General features: G+C 36.9%; 9 protein-coding genes. All 9 read left to right on the top strand.

Annotated features, from left to right (window positions below; translation table 11 throughout):
* Positions 1–77: 77 nt before the first annotated feature.
* The 9 genes from OM074_RS17050 (at position 78) to OM074_RS17010 (ending at position 13,540) form a co-directional block, all read left to right on the top strand.
* Positions 78–3,248 carry an alpha-L-rhamnosidase gene (locus OM074_RS17050; protein WP_301201675.1) on the top strand — a complete coding sequence of 1,057 codons (3,171 nt, stop codon included), beginning with the start codon at positions 78–80 and terminating at the stop codon, positions 3,246–3,248.
* Position 3,249: 1 nt separating this feature from the next.
* Entirely contained in the window at positions 3,250–4,278 is a 1,029-nt protein-coding gene (locus OM074_RS17045; protein ID WP_301201673.1) for a sugar phosphate isomerase/epimerase family protein, read from the top strand.
* Between the two features lie 182 nt (positions 4,279–4,460).
* Positions 4,461–6,923 carry a glycoside hydrolase family 2 TIM barrel-domain containing protein gene (locus tag OM074_RS17040; protein WP_301201670.1) on the top strand — a complete coding sequence of 821 codons (2,463 nt, stop codon included), beginning with the start codon at positions 4,461–4,463 and terminating at the stop codon, positions 6,921–6,923.
* Positions 6,924–6,951: 28 nt separating this feature from the next.
* On the top strand, positions 6,952–7,755 hold the full coding sequence (locus OM074_RS17035; protein ID WP_301201668.1) for an SDR family NAD(P)-dependent oxidoreductase: 804 nt from the start codon (positions 6,952–6,954) through the stop codon (positions 7,753–7,755).
* Between the two features lie 30 nt (positions 7,756–7,785).
* Positions 7,786–8,772, top strand: coding sequence for a substrate-binding domain-containing protein (locus OM074_RS17030; protein ID WP_301201665.1), 987 nt, complete (start codon positions 7,786–7,788; stop codon positions 8,770–8,772).
* 132 nt (positions 8,773–8,904) lie between these two features.
* Positions 8,905–10,617 (top strand): family 43 glycosylhydrolase, encoded by a 1,713-nt coding sequence (locus tag OM074_RS17025; RefSeq protein WP_301201663.1) that lies wholly within the window; start codon positions 8,905–8,907, stop codon positions 10,615–10,617.
* A gap of 141 nt (positions 10,618–10,758) precedes the next feature.
* Complete coding sequence (locus tag OM074_RS17020) at positions 10,759–11,322, top strand: sugar O-acetyltransferase (RefSeq protein ID WP_301201660.1); 564 nt, start codon at positions 10,759–10,761, stop codon at positions 11,320–11,322.
* 21 nt (positions 11,323–11,343) lie between these two features.
* The gene (locus OM074_RS17015) at positions 11,344–13,047 is read left to right on the top strand and encodes a GH35 family beta-galactosidase (RefSeq protein WP_301201658.1); all 1,704 of its coding nucleotides are present in this window, start codon (positions 11,344–11,346) and stop codon (positions 13,045–13,047) included.
* A gap of 100 nt (positions 13,048–13,147) precedes the next feature.
* Positions 13,148–13,540 (top strand): hypothetical protein, encoded by a 393-nt coding sequence (locus OM074_RS17010; protein WP_301201656.1) that lies wholly within the window; start codon positions 13,148–13,150, stop codon positions 13,538–13,540.
* The last annotated feature ends 265 nt before the right edge of the window (positions 13,541–13,805 follow it).

Below are 13,805 nucleotides of genomic sequence, written 5' to 3'. Positions count from 1 at the left end.
AACAGAAGATATCCTTTAAAAATTAGATATTAACTTTTAGGACAGCCTCAGTTATCAGAATATCAAAATACAAAGCCATGATGATTAGAAAAAGTAACATTAGATTATGTGTGTTTGTTTTGTTTGTTTTAGGCCATGTATTTGCCTATGCAAATGAAATTAAAAGTAAGCCGGTTGGGTTAAAGTGCGAATACAGGGTTAACCCAATAAGTGTGGGTTCAATGCAACCTCAGTTGTCATGGCAAATACACACAGAAAAAAATAACTGGTTGCAGTCAGCCTATCAGATTGTGGTTGCCTCAACTCCCGAATTGCTGACAGAAAGTGATTGTGATATCTGGAATAGTAAAAAGATTGAAAGAGGAGAGTCAGTTAGTGTACTTTATAAAGGTCCTGCATTGGAAAGTAGAAAACGTTACTACTGGAAAGTTAGAGTTTGGGGTAATGGTGGGCAAGTTTCAGAATGGTCGGATGTAGCATACTGGGAAACAGCTATCCTTAATAAAAATGAATGGACTGCAAGATGGATTTCACCAGCTCACTCCAATCAGGAAGATTTGGATAACATAAAATGGATTTGGTTGCCAAATCAGGATGCCAAAAAAGTCCCAAGAAATACGGTGGCTTCTTTCAAACTAAAATTCAATGTTAAAGATCTTCCCAAGGTGGCTTCTATGCAAACCGTAGCTCGTGGTGATTATGATTTATATGTGAATGGTAAGTTTGTAGACAGAAAAGAAAAAGCATGGCAGTGTTTTGAACGTCAGGATATCATTGGTTATTTGGTGCCGGGAGAAAATGAAGTTGAGGTTGTTGTAGCTGTTCAAAGGACTGCTTCTTTTAAACAAAGTGACGGCCGAGCCCTGTCCGGAAGGTATGGCACTTTTGCAGGTATACTAACTATAGAAGAACAAGATGGAAAAATTCAGAAGTTTCCAACTTCTTGTGGTGAATGGATGGCCAAATCTCAAAATGATAATGAATGGAACACGGCTAAAGTGGTTGGAGAATTAAATGAACCTGACTTTGGTTTGGATCCGGGGCCATTGTCAGAGCCTGTTTCTTTGTTGCGTAACCAGTTTAAATTAAAAAAAGGTGTTAAATCTGCCCGTTTATATGTTACAGCTTTAGGAAGTTACAGGTTGTTTTTTAATGGTAGCAGAGTAGGGAAGGATATCTTAACTCCCGAGTTTACCAATTATAATAAAAGAATTACCTATCAAATCTATGATGTTACCTCTCTGCTTAAAAAAGGTAAAAATGTGGTAGGTGCTATGTTGGCAGATGGATGGCATGGAAGTCCCCTGGGCTGGAATGGCGAACACGATGTATATGGAAATGTGCCTAATCAATTGTTAGCAGAAGTATGCGTTGAGTATAAAGATGGCTCTGTTGAAAAAATTGTCACTAATGAAAATTGGAAATCCAGTCGCTCTCAAATTCTAAAATCAGAAATTTACTCTGGTGAGTTTTATGATGCGCGGTTGGAACAAGAAGGCTGGAATACAGTAAAATTTGATGATACCAATTGGGAAAGTGTTAAACATACCCGGACAGGATATGGTCGCTTATTTCCGCAGGTAACAGAAGCTGTTAAAATAACCCAACGTGTTAAGCCCATAGAAATACGAAAAATAGGGGAGCAAAAATGGCTCTTAGACATGGGGCAGAACCTTGTGGGATGGTTAAAAATTAAGGTAAGCGGAAATGCCGGACAGGTAGTTAAAATGCGTTATGCTGAGATTCTAAAATCAAAGGATAGTATTTATGTTGAAAACTTAAGGGGTGCTACGGCAACTAATAGCTATGTATTAAAGGGTAACGGACAAGAAGAGTATGCTCCTTATTTTACTTTCCATGGCTTCCGTTATGTTGAGATATCCGGTTATCCTGGCGAACTGACTCAGGATGATGTGGTTGTAGAGGTGATTAGTTCTGTTGAAACACCTACAGGAGTAATTGAAACATCAAGTGATTTAGTGAATAAAATGTACTCGTTGGGCATTTGGGGACAAAGAAGTAATTTTATTAGTGTGCCAACTGATTGTCCGCAAAGGGATGAACGCCTAGGTTATACAGGAGACGGTCAGGTTTTTTGGCGGACAGGAACCTATAACTTTGATATTGCTGCTTTTACACATAAATGGTTATACGATATTGTTGACGAACAAACAGAAGAAGGTGGTTTTACCAATACTGCCCCTGCGGTACCTAAAAGTAACCGTAAAAGTGGGGCTCCCGGATGGGAAGATGCTGGTGTAATTGTGCCTTGGTCATCATGGAAACAATATGGTGATAAAGGGATAATCCTCGAAAACTGGCAGGCTATGGTTCGGTATATGAAATATGTGGAGAATAATAGTCAGAACTATATTCGACCGGGAGGATTCTTAGGCGATTGGTTGGCGCCGGATACTTCAACTCCTAACAATTTAATCAGCACATGTTATTTTGCAATGACTGCCCAAATGATGGCAGAAATGGCTGAAGCTATTGGCAACCATGAAGAAGCTGAAAAATTCGTCCAGCTACAAAAGAAAATTAAAGCTGCCTTTCAAGAAAAATTTATTAGCCCTGAAGGCGTTGTTGGTTCTGGAAGCCAGACTTCATATGTAATGGCTTTAAAAGCTCAAATGATTCCTGAGTCATTAAAAGATATGGTAGTAAACAATCTGGTAAATGCCATTAAAGAAAGGGATTGGCACGTGTCAACCGGATTTTTAGGTACGCCATATTTGCTTTTTGCATTGTCTGACAATGGCAGGTCTGATGTGGCCTATCGACTGTTACTAAATGAAACATTCCCTTCATGGGGATATATGATTAAAAATGGTGCGACAACCTGGTGGGAACATTGGGATAGCAATAAAGGTGATGCTAAAATGAATTCTTTTAACCACTATGCATTTGGTTCTGTGGTAGAGTGGGTTTACCGTGCAATGTTAGGAATTAATGTGGATACTAATTCATCAGGATTTAAGAAGATCGTTATTTCACCGGAATTTGATCTGTCAGGAAAAGTATCCCATGCCAAGGGAAGTTATAATTCTGTATATGGAGAGATAGTTTCAGAATGGCAATTGAATGCTGATAATACAGTGACATTAAAAGTAAACATCCCTGCTAATACAACCGCAACAATAATAAAGCCTCAGATGGCTAAAAACTTTGTAAAGGATAATAAGGTGGTAGATGCTGAGAAAATTGAAGTGGGTTCGGGTATGCATGAATTTAAAATAGAATTTTAGTATGTCAGGGAAAATTAAAAAACCAAAACGATTTAAAATATTGGCTATCCTGTTGGGAGTGTTATTTGTACTGGTAGCTGTAGTTTACCAGAATGTGTATGGAGCCAATGGGTTTAAGATTACAGATGCTGAGATCGACAGTATCTTGAAATCTTCATCGCAGCCTGCTTCAATGGCAGAAGATAAGCCAATTCAGGCCATACAGCAATTCCAACTGCGTAAGATTATCCAAACAGAGGAAGATGCCAGGTTGGCTTTGCAGTTAGTAAAAGCCTCAGGATATGAGGGGATTGAGTTAAATGGTTTTATGATTAAAAAAGTGCCTTTTATTGTTCCTGTTTTAACCTGGATGGCTGGTATGCCAACCGGAAACAGTGGCAAACTAAACTGGCTCGATTTAATAAAGGAATCAGGCCTTAAGGTAGTGAGTATCCATGAAGACCTGGGAAGTATTCTTAAAAACACGGAAGAAATTATTAATGAGGCAAAAGCCTTTGGAACAAATTATATTGTTGTAACTGGCATGTTTCGGTATGATTATTCTGATAGGCAAGCGGTATTGCAATTGGCGGAGGATTTAAATAAAGCCGGGAAATTATTGAAACAAGGCGGCATAAACTTTTTATACCATAACCATAACTGTGAATTCCGTAGGGTTGAAACAGGAGAAACAGCCTTTGATTTGTTGCTGGAGAAAACAAATCCGGATTATGTCAATTTTGAGTTTGATTCTTTTTGGGCAGCTGAGGCTGGTTGTGATGCTATTGAATGGATGGAAAAATTGGGTTCCCGGATGAAGCTATACCATATCAACGACAGAGGAAATAGAGAAAAAGGGAATATGGGCTCTATTATTGAGTCTGATGGTATGGAATTGGGCATGGGAAACATGAACCTTGAAGGTTTGATTTCCACTGCCAAAAAGCATGGCGTAAAAGCCATCATATTAGAAACGCATAAAAACTGGATTGACGATTCTCCTGTAAAGTCATTTCAAATAAGTTCCGAATATCTTAAAAAGCATATTTAATAAGTTATTCTATTGGTTATTAGGGATATGTATAAAGGTCTGTGTTGGTTATAGTAGGTTGTAATTTCATTGTCTTAAATAAATACTACATGGTTAATATAATTGTAAATTTTAATAGGGTGTAAGTTAAGCTATAGAAATATATACGACAGGCGTTATGCTATACAAAAAAATGAAAAATTATGAAAACTAAATTGAAAAAAGGAAGTGTAGTCTTTATATTTATTATGCTATCGAATATAGTGTTGATGGCTCAGAGTAATCTAGATGCTCGTACCCGATCATTTGATTCTGATTGGAGGTTTAAACTTGATACAATTTCAACAGGGCCTGAGCAATTAAATTATGATGTATCAGATTGGAGAATTGTTGATTTACCCCATGATTGGAGTGTTGAAGATGTATCTATTCAAAAAGAGGATTCTATTGTAGGACCTTTTTTTAGAAATTCTTCCGGAACTATATTTGATGGATTTACTTATGGAGGTATAGGTTGGTATCGAAAGTCTTTTGATTTAAGAAGTGAGGATGTAGGGAAAAAATTATTTATCCAGTTTGATGGAGTATACATGAATTCAAAAGTGTGGATTAATGGTCACTATCTAGGAGTTCACCCATATGGTTATACTCCATTCAATTATGAGTTGACACCATATTTGAATACTGATGGAACCAAAAATGTAATAACTGTTAGAGTTGAAAATACAGGCAAAAATAGTCGTTGGTATGCGGGATCCGGAATTTACAGGCATGTTAAGTTAACTGCAGTAGATCCTTTACACATAGATATTTGGGGCGTTAATATTACCACTCCTGAAGTGAATGAATCCTTAGCAAATGTACATTTGACGACTACAATTACAAATGGTTATGTTAATGCGGCAGGCTTTGTTTTACATACCGAAATTCTAGATGCAAAAGGTAAAGTAGTTGGAAAAAGTAAAAGTAAAGTAAACACCAGCACTTATGGGAAAATGGAAATTAGACAAGAGATTACAATCAAGAGTCCTTTATTATGGTCGGCAGAAACTCCAAATTTGTATACTGCAAAATTAAACATCATACGTAAAACAGAAGAGGTTGATAATGTGTCGATTCCATTTGGAGTTAGAAAGATTAAGATAGATGCGCAAAATGGATTGTTGGTAAATGGAAAATCCGTTTTGTTGAAAGGAGGTTGTATTCATCATGATAATGGACCTTTAGGAGCGATTTCAATTAAACAAGCAGAAGAAAGAAAAGTCCGTCTATTAAAAGAAAATGGATTCAATGCAATAAGAATTAGTCATAATCCCCCTTCTGAGATATTACTTGAGGTTTGTGACCGTTTAGGAATGTATGTTGTTGATGAAGCATTTGACGCATGGGAAAAAACCAAATTTATAGATGATTATCACTTGTACTTTAAAGATTGTTGGGAGCGGGATCTTACATCTATGATTTTAAGAGATCGAAATCACCCGTCTGTAATTTTATGGAGTATAGGAAATGAGATACGAGAACGTGCGTCGGAAAGAGGTCTTGAAATAACAGATATGCTTGCTAAAAAAGTTAAGAAATTGGATAGTACTCGTTTTGTTACAGAAGCTGTCTGTGATTTTTGGGATGCTCGTAGAACTTATAACTGGGAAGAACATACTCCTGCAATTTTTGATTTATTAGATATTGGTGGCTATAACTATATGTTTAAAAAATATGAATCTGATCATAAAAAATATCCTAATCGTATAATGCTGGGAACAGAGTCATATCCTGCAAAGTCATATGAGAATTGGACAGCAGTAGAAGAGAATCCATATATTATTGGTGATTTTGTTTGGACAGCAATGGATTATAGGGGAGAAGCAGGAATAGGTGTTACTTCATTTATCTCAGGTAAGCAAAAAAAGATATTTGTAAAATGGCCTTGGTTTAATGCCTTTTGTGGTGATTTGGATTTTATTGGCAATAAAAAACCACAATCATATTACCGTGATGTTGTATGGGACAATAGTCCTATGGAGATGATGGTACAGAAACTTTCCATTCCTGAAGGTATGAAATATTATGTGAGCGATTGGGGATGGCCTGATGAACAAAGAAGCTGGAGTTGGCCAGGATCGGAAGGAGATACTTTGTTGGTTAGGGTATATTCCAAAGTTGAGAATGTAAAGCTTGAGCTTAATGGGAAAGTGATTGATGCACAGGAAATACCGGATAGTTCGATTACCGCTGGTTTTCAATTGCCGTATGTGCCGGGTACATTGGTAGCTAAAGGTTATATTAATGGAAAAGAAGTAGCCAGTACAACCATTAAAACGGTTGGAAAACCTGTTGCAATAAGGCTAAAAGCAGATAAGAGTAATGTTAAAGCAAATGGTAATGAATTATTTTATGTGGCTGTTGAAATTGTTGATGAGGAAGGTAACGTTGTTCCTTACGTGAATGATATTGAGGTTAATTATAGTATAAAAGGAGAAGGAGTTTTGGCTGGAGTTGGAAATGGAAATCCAACAGATATATCAAGTTTTCAGCAGCTAAAGAAAAAAGTTTACCAAGGAAAAGGCCTTGTTATTTTACGTTCCAATAGCAAGAAGGGAAGAATGATTCTTGAGGCTAGTGCAGAAGAACTAGGAAGTGACTCAATTACTATACAAGTGCAATAAAACTTAGCTAATAGAAAAAATCAGACACATGAAAGTATATGATAAGAAAATAATAGTAACAGGAGCAGCAAACGGAATTGGTCGTGAAATAACCTTGCAATTACTAAATAAGGGTGCACATGTAATAGCATTAGATATAAGCATGAAAGCTCTTGATGAACTGGTTGATGTCGCAGCAGAGAAAGGAAGTAATTTAACCACCTATGTGGTTGATATTACAGACAGGGAAGCTATCGGGCAAACCCGCAATAAAATAATACAAAAGTTCCAGTCTGTTGATGGAGTGATAAATAATGCCGGAATCATTCAACCTTTTGTCAAGTTAAATGAACTTAGTTACGAGGTGATTGAAAAGGTTATGAATGTTAACTTCTGGGGTTGCCTCAATATCACAAAGGCATTTCTTCCTGATCTGGTAAAGCAAGAAGAAGCTCATTTGGTCAACGTTTCAAGTATGGGAGGATTTTTACCCGTTCCGGGTCAAACTATTTATGGAGCAGCTAAAGCCTCAGTTAAATTAATGACCGAAGGACTGGCGCAGGAGCTTAAAGATACAAACGTAAAGGTGAGTGTGGTTTTTCCTGGTGCTGTAGGTACCAATATTATGAAAAACTCAGGTATTGACAATGCGCCAAAAATGGAAAATTCAGGAAAAGCTTCAATGGTTTTGTCCCCTCACAGAGCAGCAGCACAAATAATCAAAGGAATAGAAAAGAACAAGGCCCGGAATTTTGTAGGGAAGGACTCGAAAATTATGGATTGTCTATACCGGATTAGTTCCGGCTTTGCATCCAATTTAGTTGGCAAACAAATGAAAAAGTTACTTGAGTAAAATTTGGGGTAAAATTAGAGATATAAGCTTATGAAAAAGAGAATTATTGCATTGTTAATAGGTTTGGTTGTAGGAAACAATTTAGTATTTAGTCAGCAAGATTCTATTCATATAGGATTTATCCTTTCGGATTTGTATAGCGCACGCTGGTATAATGATATGATATTTTTTAAAGAACGGGCATTAGAAAAGGGTGTAAAAGTAACTTTTATTGATTGTTACGATCAAATAGAAAAGCAGAAGGAAGCAGCAATTAAACTTGCGAATATAGGTGTTGATTGTATTGTTCTAGTACCTATTGATTCTCACGATAAGCAAGTTGTATCAATAGCAAAAAATGCCAATATTCCGCTGGTGACTTACGATAGGTTTCTGTTTGATTCTGATGTAAAGCTATGTATTTCATTTAATAGTGTAAAGGTAGGGGAGATGATGGCTGAGCAAGTTATGTCAAAATTAGAATCTGGAGAGATATTCTTCTTAGGTGGGCCTAAGAGTGATTTTAACAGTACTTTGGTCAGAAAAGGGGTGGTTTCTTCGCTGAAAGACAAAAGAAATAACTATAAGTTAAGTATAAAACATGCTACAGATTGGAGTGAAATAAGTGCATTTATTGAAGTGCAAAACTATTTTGATGAAAATGGCAGTTTTCCGGATGCTATAATATGCGCATCAGATGATCTGACAAAGGGAGCTTTACTGGCAGTAGAAGAAAAAGGATACTTAGGTAAAGTATTACTTACGGGTCAGGATGCTACAATTGAAGTTTGTAAGAGCATTTTAAAAGATGATGTTTTAATGACAGTGTATAAGTCTAATAAAAAATTAGCATATGCTTCGGTAGATGCTATTTTAAATATGTTAAAAGGAAACATTTTAGAATTTAACGAGGAAGCCAATACACAGTTTATGCAAGTGCCGGCAATTTTTGAGGAACCAGAGTTGATTACAAAGGAAAATCTGGTAGAAGTACTTGTGTCAAAGGGTATTTATTCTGAGAAAAGTTTAAAAGAGTAGAATGTTGTTATTGCCAATAGGCAATGGGTATTCTTCATAATAAAGGATAGGTATACTATATAATGTGATAAAGATGAAGAGTTTAGTAATAACTATAATCGTATTGTTTCATTAACTTAAAAAAATAGAGATATGAATAAAATATTAATGATAACAGTCTTGATTGTTTTAGTCTGCTTATCATGTACTGCGCAAAAGGGCAGTACATTCAGTAACCCGATGAATCTGAACTACCGGTTTCAGTCAAGTTACCGGGAGGCAGCCGACCCGGCTATAATCCGCTATCATGATAAATACCTGTTATTTGCTTCTCATAGTGGAGGATATTGGTATTCTGATGATTTAATGGACTGGACTTTTTTGCCAGTTAAAAGTTTTCCGGCGATTCGAAAATTTGCTCCGGGAGTTATTGCTATTGGCGATACAGTATATTATATGGCTTCATCTCGTATGAAAGATTACATCTATTATTCAACTAATCCATTTAAAGATGATTGGAAGCGAATGGATAAAAAACTGCCTATGGCTGTATGGGATCCTCAATTTTTTCAAGACGATGACGGTAAGGTTTATTTGTATTGGGGTTGTTCCAATCTGGAGACAGAGCCAATACGGGTGGTGGAATTAGACGAAAATATGCAGCCTAAAACTGAGCCAATCGTATGTATTACGCACAAACCCGATGAACATGGGTGGGAAGTGCTGGGAGCACAGAATGAGACAGGCGAAAATGGTTTTAATGAAGGGGCATGGATGACAAAATACAAGGGGAAATATTATCTTCAATATGCATCTAATGGAACGGAGTTTAAGACCTATGCAGATGGAGTCTATACTTCATCCTCACCCACGGGTCCCTTTGTATATGAAAATTACAGTCCATTCTCGTATAAACCGGGAGGTTTTATTGGAGGAGCGGGACATAGCTCCACATTTGAGGATGAGTATGGAAATTATTGGCATGTGACCAGTTTACATATTGGTGAACGCGGTAATTTTGAACGGCGTTTAGGTTTATTTCCAGCCAGTTTCGACAACGATGGTGTTTTGCGAACGTACACTGGTTTTGGAGATTATCCGATGAGGATGCCGCTTTCTAAGATGAAAGCCAAACAGGAAAGCCTTTTTGCAGGATGGATGCTGTTATCCTATAATAAAAAAGCAACTGCATCTTCGGTGTTGGATCAATATCCTGTACAAAATGCTTTCGATGAGAATGTAAAGACTTGGTGGTCGGCCCAAACCGGAAATAAAGGGGAATGGCTTAGTGTAGAATTGGATGACAATGTAAAAGCGATCCATGCCATACAATTCAATTTTGCCGATCAGGATGCATTGTTAAACGCAGATACTGCCAATATATACGATTATCGGGTTTGGGGATCGCTTGATGGGGAGACATGGAATATAGTGGCTGACAGAAGTAACAATACTAAGGATGCTTGTCATGATTATATTGAACTTGAAAAACCCGTAAAAGCAAAATACGTCAAAATAGAAAATATGAACGAAGTGCCAGGTGGTGGCAAATTCTCAATTTTCGATTTAAGGATTTTTGGAACTCAAAAAGGTAAAAAGCCCAATAGAGTTAATGAATTCAAAGTGATGCGGAACGCAACGGACTCCAGGAAAGCATCGGTAACATGGACTAATGATGGTTCTGCAACTGGCTTTGTTATTAATTATGGAACAGAGAGCAATAAATTATATACGTCAGTAATGCTTTATGGTCAGGATTCTGTAGAACTTACAGGATTAAATAAAGGGGTTACCTATTATTTCAGCATTGATGCATTTAGTGAGACAGGCATAACCAAGGGTTCGAATATTATTAAGGTAGAATAAGAAATAATTTTCTGATTGACTACTAAGCAAGAACATAACCCGTCAAGTTCTACGAAATTGATCATTTGAAATTTTAGTCAGTTATTTGTTTAAAGGATATTTGTAGGATGATAAATTGGTATTGAGATAAATAATAGGCATATGAAAACTGAAAAACAAAAAATGCTGTCGGGCGAATTATATAACGCTTCAGATTGTGAACTAACAAAAGAAAGAACAAATGCCAGGTTACTTCTGAAAGAGTTAAATGATTCCAGAGAGGATGAACTTGAAAACAGACAAAGCATATTAAAGAAATTAATCCCCAATGCAGGTGATAATTTATCTGTTCAACCCCCATTTTATTGCGATTATGGGTCAAATATAAAAACAGGTGAAAATGTATTTTTTAATTTCAATTGTGTAGTGTTGGATGTAATGCCTGTTGAAATTGGCGACAGGACTTTATTCGGGCCTAATGTTCAGATTTATACGGCCACCCATCCTTTACATTATAAAGAAAGATCATCCGGTCTGGAATCGGCAAAACCTATTACAATTGGTGAAGATGTTTGGATAGGAGGAAGTGTAGTTATATGCCCTGGTGTTTCTATTGGAGATAGAACCGTAATAGGAGCGGGAAGTGTAGTCACAAAGGATATACCTTCTGATGTTTTTGCAGGGGGTAATCCTTGCAGGGTAATCAGGGAAATAAATCAAGATTAATAAAAATTAAATCATATTTAAATGAAGAGTTTACTAGTTATATTGTGTTGTATTGTTGTCCTTAATGTTGCTGGGCAAAAACAAGTATTACCATATCTTGAAAATGTAAATGGTAAAACAGAATTAATAGTCAATAAAGAACCATTCCTGATGTTTTCCGGAGAACTTCATAATTCAAGTGCCGGAAGTGCGCATTATATGAGGCCGATATGGAAGCGGATGAAGGAAAATAATCTTAATACGGTTATTGCACCAGTTTGCTGGGAGTTAATAGAACCTGTAGAGGGTAAATTTGATTTTTCACTGGTTGATAGCATGGTTATTGGTGCCCGTGAGCAGGATTTGAAACTGGTAATATTGTGGTTTGGCAGCTGGAAAAATGGTAAATCTACCTACGTGCCGGAATGGGTGAAAACGAATACCGACAAATATCCTTTGATGGTTTCTAAAAGCCGAAGGACGCTTAATACTTTAAACACCTTTGGCAACAATTCACTGGAAGCAGATAAAAAAGCTTTTGGTAAACTAATGAACCATATCAAAAAAATAGACAGCAAAGAGCAGACTGTGGTTATGGTTCAGGTTCAAAACGAAGTCGGCATCCTGGGATCACCAAGAGATTATAGTGAGCAGGCAACAGAAGCCTTTAATGGTCCGGTTCCTGCCGAATTAATGACATATTTGCAAAATAACAAAGAAAGCTTGTATCCGGCTTTGCTAACGGCATGGAAAACCAATGGTTTTAAAACTACCGGTACATGGGAAGAAGTTTTTGGTAAAGGAGAAAAGTACAGGGGTGAAGAATGGAAAACAAATTTTGGCTATTACACTGAAGAGTTGTTTATGGCCTGGAACCTGGCAAAATATATTGGAGAGGTAACCCAAAAAGGAAAGGATGAATATGCATTGCCTATGTTTGCCAACGCATGGATTAAGCAACCAAGGGCTGTCAATCCTGGAAAATATCCTTCTGGAGGTCCATTACCCCATGTAATTGATATATGGAGGGCTGCTGCTCCTGCCATTGATTTTATAGCATGTGATATATATGCTGTTGAAGAGTTTGACTGGGTATGTGAGGAATTCTCAAGATCTGAAAACCCGGTTTTTATCCCGGAAACAACCCCTACTGTAGGAGGTGCTGCCCGGGCATTGTATGCTTTTGGAAAATATGATGCACTTTGTTATGCTCCTTTTGGGATTGATGGATATGGGTTATTTAATACTGCTGATGTAAATGATGAATCATTGAAAAAGGTATATGGCTGTTTAAATGATATTAAAAAATATATCAACGAAAACAGGAATACTGATAATATGACTGCCCTTTATATTGGAGAAGGAGAAAAGGCTACTGATGTGGATATGGGAGACTATATTGTTTATATGTCAAGGTTTTCATCGGCTGGCCTGTTTAAGCAAACCGGAGGGCGTTTTGGTATTGAAGGAGAAGAAGACCGCAGTCCTGCAGGGCTAATTATTATTAAGCTTAGTAACGATGAGTTTATTGTAGCCGGAGGAGTTGGAGGTATTCAAATTTCAGTAGGGGTATCTAAATCAAATAAGGCTGTTAATGCCGGTTATGCCTCGGTTGATGAGATTACTTTTGATGATAAAGGAAAGATGAAATTGCATCGCCTTAACGGAGACGAAACGGCTTTGGGTGGAGCTATAATTAGGCCGGGAGAAGTAAAGGCCTTTAAGATTAAGATGTATACGTATTAAACATATAATGAAATGAGCCATGAAAATAATGTATCACATACGAGAATGATTATTTTTTTGGCGAGTTTCATGCGACCATAAAAATCAAATTATAGAGTATATGAAACAACCAACTAAATTTTTATCAACATTAATCCTGCTAGTGAGTTTTTATATGGTTATAGGTTGCACGGGTAACAAAACAACCCGTGAAATAAACAGTAATTATGTAGGGGTTTGGAATATAAGGATAAAGGAAATGCCTAAAGTGGGGGATGTTAGTTTTGAAATGAGTATTCTGAAAAACGACTCCGTTTATAGCGGGTATTTTGTAGAGCTGAATGGTGATACCGTATTTTTTAATAAAATTGAACTGGATGATGAGTATTTAAATACAAAATATGAATGGGGAGGACATAATGTAGGTTTTAGGGTTAAACTGAAAGAAAACAATATCAATGAACTCGAAGGTAGTTTTATGAGGTTTTTTGATATTGAAGGAATGAGAAAGTAAAAGCATGTCGGCTTGCGACATTAGTAATGTAAATAAGGGATCAGGAGAAAAAACAGTTAGCTGATAGGACGGCTACGCCTTTAGGACGCTGCGCTTTAGCTTAAATGTTAGCTACTAATACAACTTTTGCATGGGAACAACATTCCTGGATCCGTTCTTTATAAGCGCCCTGTAAATAAGATCGGATCCTTAGAAATAGCTATTAGCTAATAGGACGGCTACGCCTTTAGGACGCTGCGCTTTAGCTTAAATGTTAGCTACTAAT

It is taken from the genome of Plebeiibacterium marinum, from assembly GCF_026013615.1.
Classification (GTDB): domain Bacteria; phylum Bacteroidota; class Bacteroidia; order Bacteroidales; family Marinilabiliaceae; genus Saccharicrinis; species Saccharicrinis marinus_A.
The sequence above is the reverse complement of the archived record's forward strand: the minus strand, read 5'-3'. Positions and strand labels throughout refer to the sequence as shown.

Excerpts from the sequence above, each read along its gene's own strand:
- OM074_RS17050 (WP_301201675.1), top strand. The coding sequence starts at position 78 with ATGATGATTAGAAAAAGTAACATTAGATTATGTGTGTTTGTTTTGTTT.
- OM074_RS17045 (WP_301201673.1), top strand. The coding sequence starts at position 3,250 with ATGTCAGGGAAAATTAAAAAACCAAAACGATTTAAAATATTGGCTATC.
- OM074_RS17040 (WP_301201670.1), top strand. The coding sequence starts at position 4,461 with ATGAAAACTAAATTGAAAAAAGGAAGTGTAGTCTTTATATTTATTATG.
- OM074_RS17035 (WP_301201668.1), top strand. The coding sequence starts at position 6,952 with ATGAAAGTATATGATAAGAAAATAATAGTAACAGGAGCAGCAAACGGA.
- OM074_RS17030 (WP_301201665.1), top strand. The coding sequence starts at position 7,786 with ATGAAAAAGAGAATTATTGCATTGTTAATAGGTTTGGTTGTAGGAAAC.
- OM074_RS17025 (WP_301201663.1), top strand. The coding sequence starts at position 8,905 with ATGAATAAAATATTAATGATAACAGTCTTGATTGTTTTAGTCTGCTTA.
- OM074_RS17020 (WP_301201660.1), top strand. The coding sequence starts at position 10,759 with ATGAAAACTGAAAAACAAAAAATGCTGTCGGGCGAATTATATAACGCT.
- OM074_RS17015 (WP_301201658.1), top strand. The coding sequence starts at position 11,344 with ATGAAGAGTTTACTAGTTATATTGTGTTGTATTGTTGTCCTTAATGTT.
- OM074_RS17010 (WP_301201656.1), top strand. The coding sequence starts at position 13,148 with ATGAAACAACCAACTAAATTTTTATCAACATTAATCCTGCTAGTGAGT.